Here is a 12,142-nt window from a genome sequence, read left to right on the forward strand (position 1 = left end):
ACTCAGGACGAGCTGACCGGCACCTCACCCGTTTCGTCCGCGACACCGACTTCGAGGAGTGCGGCGTCGGTTGTTCCGAGGTAGACGAGACTCGACGAGTCGAAGACCCAGGCGTAGCCCTTCGGGGCGCCCTTGAACGTAAGGCCGACACCCTCCCGCCCCGAGGCGTCCTTGACGTGGTCCACGACGCGCACACCCGGGAGCTTGGCCATGGCACGGTAGATCGCGGCACTGAGGTCGGGCAGCAGGGTGGCCTCGTCGATGATGGCTCCGAGGTTCTCGACGACCACCTCCGTGCCGCGGCTCGCTTGCACGTTCTTGGCGTCGCCGGAGAGCTTCTTCAGCAGCGCGTCGGGATCGGTGGGCAGAGTCCGAAGCTGCTCGAAGGTCAGATAGCCGGTGCCGATCATGGTCATTTCGTTCTTGTGGGACGGGTCGGGCTCGCCGGTCGAGGACAGCCCGACGGATTTCCTCAGACCGTTTTGCGTGCCGTCCACCGAATCCCACTGCTCCTGTCGGACGGTCCCCTTGTACGCGGCCGGGGCCGGGGTGAACCCCTTCGGGGGCGTCGCGGTCCGGCCCAGCTCCGCCGACCCCTGCAGCTTGGTGTAGATGAACTGGCCCTCGCCCACCGTGACCGCCGGGCGGTCGGCTGCCACCAGGGCGATCCGGTCCAGCAACTGCGTGGCCTTCTGCTGGTCGCCCCCGGTGACACCTGCGGCAGGCGTGTCGCGCTTGCCGTCCTGTGCGCCGTCGACCGCCACCACGCCCAGGGCCACCACGGCGGCCAGTGCCAGCGGGGCGGCGACGAGAACGAGGCGCCGCCCGGGGCGCCGGCGTGCGGGGGGCACGGGTGAGGTGTTCGGGGAGGTGTTCGTCGCACCCGACTGCTCGCGGGTGGACTCGTGGGTGATGTGCTCCATCAGATGTTCCCTCAGTACGCGGTGGCGGTCCTGCGCGAGCACCGGACGGCCCGGCGCGGGCAGCAACTCGGCCAGATCCTGGTAGTCGACCGGCTGATCGCGTCGTCGCGGGTTGGTGTTCATCGCTTCTTCTCCTGCGTGGACCGAGCCGCCTGATGGCGGCTACCCGTTGACTGTCCGACTGCGGCCGGGCGTTGCACTCCGCTGTGCCCGATGCCGCCTTCCGTGCCGGGGTTGCCGCCCGTGGCGTTCACACTGCCTCCGCCGTTCGTGCTGCCCGTGCTGCCCGTGCTGCCCGTGCTGCCCGTGCTGCCCGTGCTGCCCGTGCTGCCCGTGCTGCCCGTGCTGCCCTTGAGTTCGAGTTCGGTGAGCTTGCGCAGGCGTTTTCTCGCGCGTGAGAGCCGGGCCCGTACGGTGCCGACGGCCACGCCCAGGGCCTCGGCCGCCGTGGCGGCGTCCAGGCCCTCCCACACGCAGAGTGTGAACACCTCGCGTTCCCCGCGGCGCATCGTGCTCAACGCCTTCTGCGCGGCGGCCAGTTCCTCGGTGTCGGCCAGGCGCTGCGTCACCTCGTCGGCGAAGTCCGGCACGGGATCGGGGGGAGGGACTCTGATGAGCGCGGCCTGGTGTCTTCGCGCCGCCCGCGCGGTGTTGCGCGTGACGTTCGTCGCGATCCCCAGCAGCCACGGGCGCAGGCTGTCGTCACCCGGAAGCACCCGCTCACGCAGGCGCCATGCCTCCAGGAAGGTCAGCGACACGATGTCGTCGGCCATGACCCAGTTGCCGGTCATCCGCACGGCGTGCCGGTGGACCACCGAAGCGTGCTCGTCGAAGAGTTGCCTGAACGCATCCGGATCCCCGGCTCGCACGCGGGCCCGCAGTGAAATCTCCACACTCCTCCCTGTCCTCTGCGAGGTCCGCGCTGCGGTGATCCGCGTCACACCATGGCCGGACCAACCCCGCAGTGCACATCACCGGACCGCTGCAACCATTCCGGCTTCTCGGACCGTTCGCCAGTGCGAGCCCGGGGCCCTTGCCGGGCAGACTCCGCCACGTCACCGAGGGCACGGCCGCCCTCGCCCCGGGCTGTCGACGGATGGAGGCCACGCCTGGGGGCTTGCGGTCGGAGCATGGACATGCCCTGTGGGGCGAGGCCGCGACGGCGCCACACCTTGGGGAGCGGTCGCGGAAGGTCACTGAAGCAGGAACATCTTGCGGAGCAGGTCGAATCCGGCACGACCGTACAGCTGTCTCTTGATCTTCTTGACGCGGTTCACAGCACCTTCGGTGCCCCGGAGCTGATCCGGTCCGGCAGGTCAGCACCCGTGCGCCGGGCGAGTGTCTGCGCGAAGTCGCGGACGAGTTCGTGAGTTCGCTCCAGCTCTGGGCAGGCGTCGAGCACCGCCTTGAGCTGCTTGCCTTCGTCCTTGGTGAGCGTGTCGGGGTGACGGGTGATCCAGCCGACGACGGTGCGGACGGACGGCACCGCGGCAGCCGGCGTGGGTGCGTCAGGCCACTGAAGGCGGCTGCGGGCCCAGTCGCGCAGGCCGCTGCAGGGCACCGGATGGCCGCGGTGATCACGGTGGCGTACGAGTGCCCGCGCCGGGTGGCGAAATCGTCCACCCCGAGCACGCGAGGCGTGGTGACCTGCGGGTCCGGCAGCGCCATGATCCGGCGCAGTAGTGTCATTCGCCCGGCGCCGAGACATAGCCGGCCGGGCGCCGGCCCGTCCGGCCAGTGCGAGCCCGATGCGCTCCAGCGTGTGGTTGAGCCTGGTAGTGAACCGCGCGTATGGGGTGGTCAGCTGCGGGAACGACTCAGCGAAGGTACGGCGCGGACAGGTCGTGGCGTCGCAGATGAAGCGCCGGACCCACAGCAGGATCACAACGCATCTGTGCCAGAACCTGCCGAACGCCGCCCAGGCCATCATGTACGTCTCACAGCTGTGCCCTCCTGGTCGGAGATCGCTTCGTGATGTCGAGGCGCCGCGGTTTCGGTAACGGGTTGGAGTTCGAACGGCCGCGCACGGCACAGTGGCGTGGTGAGTGAACTGTGGGCACACACCCTGACTTGGGCAGAAGTGGATCCAGTGCGGCATCCGTTCGAGTTGGACGAGGATGCGGCGAAGGTCTTGGCCGGTCTTGTGGCCCCCTGCTGCCCAGCCCTGAGGCCATCGAAGAGCACCGGTGGACCTCGTTGGACCCCGTCACCGAGTTCCTGGTGGACCGGTTCGGCCGGTGGGCCTGCGGCTGGAACTGGTCGGTTGGCGAAGGCGACACTGATGGCGGGATCGTCGGTACCTGGTGCTGTGCCGTACATACCGTGACGACTGCGGACGCGACCGCCCCGTTGGCCGTCGAGGCCCTGCTGGAGTGGCGTGACTGGATCGAGGATCTGGCGGATCGCTTCTCCTCCTTGGCGCCGCCGCAGCCGGCCGGGCCCTCATCCTCTGTGGATCCCTGGCATTGGGAACGGGCGTGCACGCGTCTGGTGACCGTGGTGGCCGACCGGACGCGGGCCGAGAGCGGCTGGTACGGGCACTGCGAGCAGGTCCTCGGGTGGTTCTTGGCCTACAACGGAATCGACGAGGAACGAGCCCGGGAGATCGCGGAGAGCGCGGTCGGCGGCCGGTTCGGCAGCTGGACCGCACCGGACGTCGTCGTGGTCGACACCGTGAGTTCACGGTTCGCCCGGACCGTGGACGGCACCCGATGACGTCCGCGCCCAGCCACCGCCAGGACTCCCTCACCGACTGGCTGCGCATCCGCACGCAGATCTCCTGACCGCTCTCGACCTGGCACTCGCCGACGCGAAAGAGGGCAAGCGGCTGACCTTCGCCCTCATGGCGAACTGGCAGCGGACAGTCCTGAACCGAGCCTCCGCCGACTTCCGCACGACGACGGCCTTCGCGAAGGGCGGACGGGAGCGCTACGGCCTGGCATCCGACACCCGGGCGCGGTTCGAGCGCTGCCTGTCCGAGAGTGTTCAGCCCGACCTGGCTCTCCCCTCTCGCGCCGCCCGGACCTACCTCGACGTCCTGTTCTTCCACCCGTTCGAGGACGGCAACGCCCGCGCGGCCATGCTGGCGTTGGCCTTCGTCCTCGCCCGCGAAACCACCCCACTGGATCAGGTTCACCCGCTGCAAGTCACCCGATGGGCCGACGACGCCGAGGGCGCCGCCGATCTGGCGGTGCTGCTCGGGATCCTGATCACCGCGGCGGAGCGCCGCCTGCCCGACAGGGAGCAGCCGAACCGGGCCACGAAGAACCGGCACAGGGAGTAGACCTCCCAGGAGCCGGTCCTGCCGCCCGCGACCGATGGTGTTTCAGTTGGAGCGGTCCTCCAGATAGCGGGTGAGTGACTCCTGGCGCTTGGCCTCGATGTCTCGCAGGCCCGCCGCCAACCCACCGAACTCGTCCTGTAGCACGGCGAGTTGGCGCTCCAGATGCCGTTCTGGAGGCTCCGCCCCCGGCGTCAGCCGCGTCCACCACCGGGTCCGTACGAACGTGTCGACCGCCTCCGGGATGTCCTGCCGTACGGCCCGGGACAGCGAGTGGACCCCCTCCGGGTCCTGGGCGAGGACCTCGGCGACCCAGCCGGGGTCCAGGAGTGCGGTCAGCAGGTCCGACAGTTCGGTGAGGTGTCCTGCCGCGGCGGGTGGCAGGTCGACGTCGGCGAGGTATGCGCGCAGCTTGCCGAAGTCGCCCCGGAGCTCGTCCAGTTGGGCGGACGGGTCCGGGAAGTCCGGTACCGGCGGCCGTTCCGGGGGCGCGACCAGCGCCCCCGCGCCGTACAGGCCCGCGACCACCACCGGCCAGTACGGGCCCGCCGCACCCGCGAACGTCAGCGCCAGGCCGACGATCCCGCAGGCGCTGCCGGTGAGGTTCTTGCGGGACTCCAAGTAACCCAGAAGCTTGTTGCTCTTATTGGTAGCCACGGATCTCCTCGAAGGCGCCGTCGAGCGAACCCTTCTGGGCGTCGAAGAGCCGGCCGCCGGTCAGCTCGGCGATGTGCTCCAGCTCGCCCCGGTCGGAGTCGCCGAAGAGGATCGGGAAGACGGGGATGTCCCGTTCGCCGCCCGACAGCCGGCTGTAGAAGCCGTCGAACGCCGCCGGGCTCGACCCCGCCGTGTTCTCGCCGTCCGTCATCAGCACGATCGACGTGAACGTGTCGTCGTCGGCGCCCAGATGTTCGTACGCCTTCTCCAGCGAGGTGTAGATCGCGGTGTCCCCGTCGGCGGTGAGCGCCTCGGTGTCGCGGCGGATCCCGTCGAGCCCCGAGCGCGGGTTCTCGGGCCGCACCACATGCGTGCGTACGCTCTTGACCGCCGAGCCGAACGGCATCAGCGTCACCTCCTCGCGGTCGCGGAAGTCGCCCGTCAGATCGGTGAGCGCCTTCTTCAGCCGGTCGAGCCGCCCGTCCTCCCGCATCGAGCCCGAGGTGTCGAGGACGTACACGGTCCGGGAAGGCCGGCGCAGTTTGTTCTCGTACGCGTCCAGGAGCCCGTCGGCTACGGAACGGCTGCCCGGGAAAGGGAGTTCGCGTCGGCGGGTGGTGTCCAGGCCCGTCGCGGGCGGGACCGAGGCGACCACCGGGCGGCGCAGCGTGCGGTCGGTGATCAGCCGCTGGGTCTCCGGCGCGCGCAGCGCCTCGGTGAGGCGGCGGACGTCGTCACGGACCTCCTGGCCCGTGGACGCGAGCGAGGAGAGCGGATAGTCGGCGGTGACCACGCCGTCGCGCGGCCGGATCACCGTGAGGTCCTTGCGCGCCTTCAGTACCGACTCGTAGTTGAGCAGCGCGTCCACGTCACCGCGCCGGTCGTACGCCTCCGCCAGCCAGCCCGACGAACCGGACGTCAGCTTCTGTCCCTTGAAGAACTCCGCCAGCCTGGGCGTCGCCTGCCGCACGTCCTTGTCCGTCAGCGCGGACTGGGCGTCGGAGAGGCCCGAGGCCACCGAAACGAGTGTGGAGAAGCCGGAGTTGGAGCGGGACGGGTCGGTCATGCCGTACGTCAGCTTGCCGTCCGCCACCGCCTCCTCGATGTCCGCCCAGGTGACGTTCTCCGGCTTCCAGCCCAGCTCTCGTACGGTGGCGTTCTTCACGCCGATGGCCACCGGGCTGGACATGACCGGGGTCTCCGACACGATCTGCCGCGCGGCGGTGGGGTTGAGGCGCAGATAGTCGTTGGAGGAGAGCCAGACCGCGTCGTACGTGTCCTTCGCCCTGTCCTTCGCCAGGAGGTTCACCGCGTCGAGGGTGCCCATGTAGGTGGGGCGGACCTTGATGCCGGTGTTCTGCTGGATCTGGTCCAACACGGTTTTCATGTCCGCGAGTTCGCTGGAGGCGAGGATGCGGAGGGTGCCGGGTTCCGGCTTGTTGGAGGGGCCCGGCTCTTCCGTTGCCGATGTGCATCCTGCCGTCACCAGTACCACTGCCAGTGCGATGGCGGCCGCGGCCCGGTGGGTGGGCACAGACCATGCGCCGTATCTCGTCACGCGAGCCCACCTTCCAGTGCGCCCCTCGACCTCGAACGGTCCAAGTACGCGCTCGCGTGCTGGAGTTCCGATGTCAGGGACTCGACCGTCGCCGCCATGGACTCGGTGGCCCGGGCCTTGTACGTGTCGATGGTGTCGAGGGTCTGGTAGATCTGCTGGAAGGCCGCGCGGAGGGTCTCCGCGCCGACGGCCGGGTCGGCGGCGATGCGCTGGATCTCGCCGGACTGCGTGGCGAGCATCTCCGCGTTGCCGCGGATGAGGTCCTCCGTCGTGCCGCGCAGGGCGTTGACCTGCTCGACGACCTTGCGCTGGTTGTCGAGGGCGGAGGCGAGCATCACGGAGATGCGCAGCGCGGACACGGTCGTGGTGGCCGCGCGGTCGACGCCCTTGATCAGCTCGTCGTTGTTGCGCCGGACCACGTCCATCGCCAGATAGCCCTGGGCGCACACCGCGAGCTGGGTGAGCAGGTCCTGGTGCTTCTGCCGGACGGGGAAGAGGACGTCGGCGCGCAGGGTGTCCGCCTGGGCGGGATCCTGAGACTCCACCGCCGCGATGTGGCCTTCGACCGCCGCGTCCAGGGCCTCCGTCAGGACCACGTACTCCTGGAGCTTGCCCATCGAGTCCCAGAGGCGGACGCGCTCGGTCTGCAACGCGGCGTTGTCGCGGCGCAGTTCGTCCTGGCCGCCGCGGAGCGAGCCGACGATCCTGTTCAACGTGCCCTGCGCGGAGGCGTACTTGGCGACGTGGTCGCGGAGCTTGTTGCCGCCGGGGAGCCGGGACAGCAGCTTGCGGGCCCTGCCGCCGGGCAGGTCGCGGGGGTCCAGGTCCTCGACCGTGCGCCGCAGTTCGACGAGCGAGGACGAGACGCGGGACTGGGCGTCCTCGCCGTTGGCGGGCAGGCTGCGGATCGTGCGATCCAGCATGCGGTTCGACTGGGCGGCGGCGCCGCGCAGCTCACCGGAGCCGAGGCCGACGATCTCCCCGATCTTCCCCGCGAACTCGGGGGAGCGGGCGTCGAGCGCGGCCAGCCCGTCGACGTACTCGGCGGCCTTGCGCGCCATGTCCGCGACGACGGACTCGTCGACCGGCACGAGTCCGCCGGCCTTCTCCTTCGGTACGGCCGCGACGGCCTGAGGAGGTGTCAGTACAAAGGTGTCTTCGGTGTTGCTCACTTGGTTGCTCACGTGCAGTTCCCCCTAGCCCCGCGCCCGGCGTGCCATCTCGTGCAGCACCTTGGAGGCGGGCACGGGCGACTGCCGGACACCGGTCAGCTTCTGGTTGAGATACGTGGTGTGGGCGGCGGTGGCCGCCGTGAACTCGGCGCTCGTGCCCTGCGGCCGGAACCCGTGCCGTACCGCGAGCTTCCGCAACTCCGGGTCCGTGCCGAGGAGTTCACCGAGCGCCCGGCCCTCGTCGGTGAGGGGGACGACGGTGTGGTCGCTGTTCGCGGTGGTGTCGGGGTAGAGGACGGTCAGGTCCCCGACGTCCTGGCCCTGCGCGAGCAGCGAGGCGACCTGCGACTCGTACACGAGGACCAGCGGATTGCCGACGCCGCTGACGAAGTCCCTGAACGCCGCGTCCGAACTGGTCTGTTGGGCGCCCTGGACGCTGATCAGCTTGCGCATCAGCGGTGCCGTGCGGTTGACCGCCGCGGTGCCGTCGGCGACCCGGCCGCCGTCGGCCACGTACGAGGCGGCGGCGAGGTAGAGCGCGCCCGAGTTCGAACTGGTCGGATCGGTGGTGGAGATGAAGAGCGTGCCGCTCAACTCCCCGTGCCGCTCTGCCCCCTTGAGCTGCTGCCAGGTCCGGTCGGCATCGGCGGCCTTGAGGTAGGGGGCCATCCTGAGCGTGCCGTTGCCCTTGGCCGGCAGAGTCGCGAGCCCGTTGTCGGCCAGCACCGCGGCGGCGCTCCGGTGCGCCAAGACCACGAGGGGCGAGTAGAAGGGGCGCGGCAGGGGCTGCCGTACGCCGTACTTTGCGGCCAGTTCGTCGGCGGGGGCCTGGCTGGACGGGAAGGCGAAGTCGTACCCCTTGAGGTCGAGTCCCTCCATGGCCCAGGACCCGGAGGTCTCCGTCTTCAGGGTGTAGCCCTTGGCAGCGAGGGCCTTCACCACGTCGGGGTCGGCGAAGAACTCGGCCTTCTCCGATCCGATCACTCCCAGCACGGTCTTCGTTGCCGTGCTCTTGTCCTGTTCTTCGCGGCCCGCGACGACGGCTGCTGCAACTCCGCCGATCAGGAACACCGCCAGGACGATGGCGACTATTCGTCTCACACCCGGAGCCTGCTCCCGGAACCCAACGTTCCCCACGGTTCCGGGTGAACGCGGGGTGACGACCCGATCCCAGTACGCAACCGGATCAGCCCGTTCCGTACCGGCACCGGCGGAGCGCAATGGCACCCGGTCCGCGCGTCGCTGCGGGTGCACGCGGACCGGGGCCGATCGGGGGAGCCGGAAGGCTCGGCCTGAGCCCGGAGGCTCAGCGGGAGACGTGAACCCGGAGGCTCAGCGGGAGGCGCGAGCCCGGAGGCTCAGTGGGCGGTGAGTGTGCGGCGGGCCTCGGTGGCCGCCGTGTGCGCGTCCATGCGCTCGGCGGCCAGGATCGCGGCCGCCGTGTCGGCGCGGGACGCCGCGACGACGAGGGCGCGGCCCGCGAGAGCGTGCGCCCGCTCGTGGAGCGCCGCGACCTGGGCGGACTCGGCGGTGGTACCGGCACCGGTGACCGAAGCGCGGACCGGCGGACGGCCCCCGCGAAGACGCGCGACCTGCCCGGTCAGCCGCTCGGCGGCGACATCGAGCTCGGCGGACGGTTCGATCCCGCGCAGCTCGTCGGTCACGGCCAGCAGTGCCGCGAGGTGGCCGGCGAGCTGGATGTCCAGCTCCTCTTCGCGCGACCGGTGGGGAAAGTCGGCGGTGCCGGCCATCGTGTGGACCGACTTGGTGCGGATCGGTTCGTACATGGGAGATGGCCTCCTGTGCTCTGACAGGAAACCATCCTAGCTTAGATTTCGTCTAAAGTTGAGCCGGTTCAGAAAAGGGGGCCGTGCGGCCACGGAGTGTGACCGAGTGGGCGTCAGGGCTGGCCGTACCCGTCCAGGAAGTTCCCGATCCGGGTCACGGCGTCCGTCAGGTCCCGGGCCGTGGGCAGGGTGACGACCCGGAAGTGATCGGGCTCCGGCCAGTTGAAGCCCGTGCCCTGCACGACCATGATCTTCTCGGTCCGCAGCAGGTCCAGGACCAGCTGCCGGTCGTCCTTGATCTTGAAGACCTTCGGATCGAGGCGCGGGAAGAGATAGAGCGCGCCCTTCGGCTTCACGCACGTCACGCCCGGAATCTGCGTCAGCAGCGCGTGCGCCACGTCCCGCTGCTCCCGCAGCCGCCCGCCGGGAAGTACGAGCTCGTTGATCGTCTGCCGCCCGCTCAGTGCGGCGACCACACCGTGCTGACCCGGCATGTTCGCGCACAGCCGCATGTTCGCGAGGATGGTCAGCCCCTCGATGTACGAGTCGGCGTGCGCCCGCGGCCCCGAGATCGACATCCACCCGACCCGGTAGCCGGCCACGCGGTACGCCTTCGACATCCCGTTGAAGGTGAGCGTCAGCAGGTCCGGGGCGACCTTGGCGGTCGGCGTGTGCGTGGCCTCGTCGTACAGGATCTTGTCGTAGATCTCGTCCGAGCAGATCAGCAGGTTGTGGCGGCGGGCGATGTCGGTCAGCCCGCGCAGCATCGCCTCGTCGTAGACCGCGCCCGTCGGGTTGTTCGGGTTGATGATCACGAGCGCCTTGGTGCGGTCGGTGACCTTCCGCTCCACGTCGGCCAGATCGGGCATCCAGTCGGACTGCTCGTCGCACCGGTAGTGCACGGCCGTACCGCCGGACAGCGACACGGCGGCCGTCCACAGGGGGTAGTCGGGCGCCGGTACGAGCACCTCGTCGCCGTCGTCCAGCAGCCCCTGCATCGCCATGACGATGAGCTCGGAGACGCCGTTGCCGATGAAGACGTGCTCGACGTCCGTCTCGATGCCGAGGGTCTGGTTGTGCATGACGACGGCCCGGCGTGCCGCCAGCAGGCCCTTCGCGTCGCCGTACCCGTGTGCCGACGAGACGTTGCGGAGGATGTCCTCCAGGATCTCGGGCGGGCACTCGAACCCGAACGCGGCCGGATTCCCCGTGTTCAGCTTGAGAATGCGATGCCCAGCCGCTTCGAGCCGCATCGCCTCCTCGAGCACCGGGCCCCGGATCTCGTAACAGACGTTGGCGAGCTTGGTCGACTGGATCACCTGCATGTCCGTGAGCTTACGGCCCGGTAACGCCCCTCGGGCCGTGTTTTCCACCACGTGAGACGCGCCGGTTTGGCCGGATATCGCCGACGGCAGCCCCACCGGCCCCTCCCGCCCCTTCTCGCCCCTGCGGTCCGCCGCCCTGCGGAGGCCACCCGAGCGCGAAAACGGGGCGTACGCCGCGAACAGCACGACCGGCACGGGCGCCGCACAAGACGTCCGGCGCGCACTGGCAAAACGGCGGACCCGTGACACCGCCGATCGTGTACCACTCGCGGAACGAGCCGGCCCCGGCGCCACCGAGACGGCAAGCGACCGCCGGACATGCGCCGGACCGAACCGGAGGTCGCCGAGCATGAACCGGACGACCGGCGGGCAAGCGCTCAAGTGGCAGCCGTCCTGGTCAGGTTGGCCGCGCCGGTGGCAACTCCTTGCCCACACCCCCCTCGCACTTCACAATGTGCATGACAGACCCGTGGGCGGCCGGAGATTCTCCGGCCGCCCCAGTCACAATGAGGGGACCCCCACATGAGAAAGCCTCTCGGCGCCGCGCTCTTCGCCCTGGTGATAGCCGGGGCGGGCGCGGCACCCGCGGTCGCGGCGCCCGAGCCCGCGGCCGTGGACACGGACACCGCCACGTCGGTGGTCAGAGACGCCGTCACCTCCACGACGGCGGCCGTGTCCAGGATCACCGCGCCGACCGTCCAGGCCGTCGACTTCGCCGGCACCGTCTCGCTCAGCAACTGCTCGGGCTCCGTCGTCCGCTTCCCGGGCTCGGAGGACAACGACCCGGCGATGGTCATGTCCAACGGCCACTGTCTGGAGACCGGATTCCCCGCGGCCGGTGAGGTCATCGTCGACCAGGCGTCCAGCCGCACCTTCGGCCTGCTCAACGCCGCGGGCAGCCGGGTCGCCACGCTGCGGGCCAGCAAGATCGCGTACGCGACGATGACCGACACGGACGTCTCGCTGTACCAGCTCACCACCACGTACGCGCAGATCAAGAGCTCGTACAACATCAACCCGCTGACGCTGAACGACACGCACCCGGTCGCCGGGACCGCCATCACGGTCGTCTCGGGCTACTGGAAGCGCACCTACGCCTGCAACGTCGACGGCTTCGCCTACCGGCTCAAGGAAGGCGCCTGGACCTGGAAGGACTCGGTCCGCTACACCTCGGCCTGCCAGACGATCGGCGGCACCTCGGGCTCGCCCGTCGTCGACAACGCCACCGGCAACGTCGTCGCCGTCAACAACACGGGCAACGAGGACGGCGGTCGCTGCACCGACAACAACCCCTGTGAGGTCGACGAGAGCGGCAACGTGACCGTCCGCGCGGGCATCAACTACGCCCAGGAGACCTACCAGATCCCGGCGTGCTTCGGCGTCGACAACAAGCTCGACCTGAGCGCGAGCGGGTGCACCCTGCCCAAGCCGTGATCCCGC

General features: G+C 69.8%; 12 protein-coding genes. 3 read left to right on the forward strand and 9 right to left on the reverse strand.

Features of this window, described 5'->3' with window-relative positions; translation table 11 throughout:
- Window positions 1–2: 2 nt before the first annotated feature.
- From ACH4YP_RS06835 to ACH4YP_RS06845, 3 genes are all read right to left on the reverse strand, one after another.
- A complete protein-coding gene (locus tag ACH4YP_RS06835) occupies window positions 3–1,046 on the reverse strand; it encodes a CU044_5270 family protein (protein ID WP_398489688.1) in 1,044 nt (347 codons plus the stop codon).
- Complete coding sequence (locus ACH4YP_RS06840; RefSeq protein WP_398489689.1) at window positions 1,043–1,816, reverse strand: RNA polymerase sigma factor; 774 nt, start codon at window positions 1,814–1,816, stop codon at window positions 1,043–1,045. The genes ACH4YP_RS06835 and ACH4YP_RS06840 overlap by 4 nt, the downstream gene beginning before the upstream one ends.
- A 380-nt stretch (window positions 1,817–2,196) precedes the next feature.
- Window positions 2,197–2,409: a hypothetical protein gene (locus tag ACH4YP_RS06845; protein WP_398489690.1), complete on the reverse strand. Its 213-nt coding sequence runs from the start codon at window positions 2,407–2,409 to the stop codon at window positions 2,197–2,199.
- Between the two features lie 836 nt (window positions 2,410–3,245).
- Between ACH4YP_RS06845 and ACH4YP_RS06850 the strand changes: the two genes are divergently transcribed.
- Both ACH4YP_RS06850 and ACH4YP_RS06855 read left to right on the forward strand, forming a co-directional pair.
- Complete coding sequence (locus ACH4YP_RS06850; protein WP_398489691.1) at window positions 3,246–3,638, forward strand: hypothetical protein; 393 nt, start codon at window positions 3,246–3,248, stop codon at window positions 3,636–3,638.
- 127 nt (window positions 3,639–3,765) lie between these two features.
- The gene (locus tag ACH4YP_RS06855) at window positions 3,766–4,206 is read left to right on the forward strand and encodes a Fic family protein (RefSeq protein ID WP_398489692.1); all 441 of its coding nucleotides are present in this window, start codon (window positions 3,766–3,768) and stop codon (window positions 4,204–4,206) included.
- Between the two features lie 42 nt (window positions 4,207–4,248).
- Here the strand turns inward: ACH4YP_RS06855 and ACH4YP_RS06860 are convergent, their stop codons facing one another.
- From ACH4YP_RS06860 to ACH4YP_RS06885, 6 genes are all read right to left on the reverse strand, one after another.
- Entirely contained in the window at window positions 4,249–4,860 is a 612-nt protein-coding gene (locus tag ACH4YP_RS06860) for a hypothetical protein (protein ID WP_398489693.1), read from the reverse strand.
- Window positions 4,847–6,418 (reverse strand): substrate-binding domain-containing protein, encoded by a 1,572-nt coding sequence (locus ACH4YP_RS06865; RefSeq protein WP_398489695.1) that lies wholly within the window; start codon window positions 6,416–6,418, stop codon window positions 4,847–4,849. Before ACH4YP_RS06865 ends, ACH4YP_RS06860 begins: the two co-directional genes overlap by 14 nt.
- The gene (locus ACH4YP_RS06870) at window positions 6,415–7,602 is read right to left on the reverse strand and encodes a toxic anion resistance protein (protein WP_361069474.1); all 1,188 of its coding nucleotides are present in this window, start codon (window positions 7,600–7,602) and stop codon (window positions 6,415–6,417) included. The genes ACH4YP_RS06865 and ACH4YP_RS06870 overlap by 4 nt, the downstream gene beginning before the upstream one ends.
- Window positions 7,603–7,614: 12 nt before the next feature.
- Window positions 7,615–8,691, reverse strand: a complete 1,077-nt coding sequence (locus tag ACH4YP_RS06875; protein ID WP_398489697.1) for a hypothetical protein — start codon at window positions 8,689–8,691, stop codon at window positions 7,615–7,617.
- A gap of 257 nt (window positions 8,692–8,948) precedes the next feature.
- The gene (locus ACH4YP_RS06880; protein WP_361069480.1) at window positions 8,949–9,377 is read right to left on the reverse strand and encodes a hypothetical protein; all 429 of its coding nucleotides are present in this window, start codon (window positions 9,375–9,377) and stop codon (window positions 8,949–8,951) included.
- A gap of 113 nt (window positions 9,378–9,490) precedes the next feature.
- Entirely contained in the window at window positions 9,491–10,702 is a 1,212-nt protein-coding gene (locus ACH4YP_RS06885; protein ID WP_361069483.1) for a pyridoxal phosphate-dependent aminotransferase, read from the reverse strand.
- A gap of 522 nt (window positions 10,703–11,224) precedes the next feature.
- Here ACH4YP_RS06885 and ACH4YP_RS06890 point away from each other — a divergent pair.
- Window positions 11,225–12,136: a serine protease gene (locus ACH4YP_RS06890; RefSeq protein WP_361069486.1), complete on the forward strand. Its 912-nt coding sequence runs from the start codon at window positions 11,225–11,227 to the stop codon at window positions 12,134–12,136.
- Window positions 12,137–12,142 lie beyond the last annotated feature (6 nt).

Source organism: Streptomyces sp. NPDC020747 (genome assembly GCF_044334695.1).
GTDB lineage: Bacteria > Actinomycetota > Actinomycetes > Streptomycetales > Streptomycetaceae > Streptomyces.